Origin of the sequence: Chryseobacterium luquanense, from assembly GCF_026460945.1 — a bacterium.
Lineage (GTDB): Bacteria > Bacteroidota > Bacteroidia > Flavobacteriales > Weeksellaceae > Chryseobacterium > Chryseobacterium luquanense.
Window position 1 is genome coordinate 1 of record NZ_JAOVZV010000041.1, and the last position, 509, is coordinate 509.

At 26.3% G+C, this 509-nt stretch carries 1 protein-coding gene; it reads right to left on the reverse strand.

Translation table 11 applies throughout. The features are described 5' to 3' along the window. A partial coding sequence (locus tag OEA66_RS20385; RefSeq protein ID WP_267283140.1) for a DUF6705 family protein occupies positions 1–495 on the reverse strand: 495 nt, incomplete at its 3' end. Positions 496–509 lie beyond the last annotated feature (14 nt).

Consider the following 509-nt stretch of genomic DNA (forward strand, 5'->3'; position numbering starts at 1 on the left):
ACAACTTGATGTAATAATATCAGTTGTATCAATGAATTTCCAATTTAATTGTGTTTGATTGTTACTGACAAAATCGATATAAATCTTTCCTGTTATATTGCAAATATCAGGATCAATATAAAATAGATAATACTGTTTAATGGGTATTGTAAAAAAACGTCCTCCTTCAATTTTCGTATCTTCATTAGGAAGATTTGTATTATCATATAAAATTAAACCATTTTGGTCCATGACCTTAAATTTACCCACTAAAAGATCTTTATAATAAGGATTGTTTTCTTTGTGATCCAAATATTTTTTTATTCTTTTAAATTGTACAAAGAATATTTTATTTCCCCATGTTGCTTTCCAATCACCTTCGTAAGGCAGGAGATCATTATTCAAATCTTTGATATATGCATTAGTTGGTACTTCAGAATACGTATTAAGAGGATATATTTGAGCAAAACTCAAAAACAGTGAGTGAAGTGCTAGTAAAATAATTAGTTTTTTCATAATATTTTTCTTTA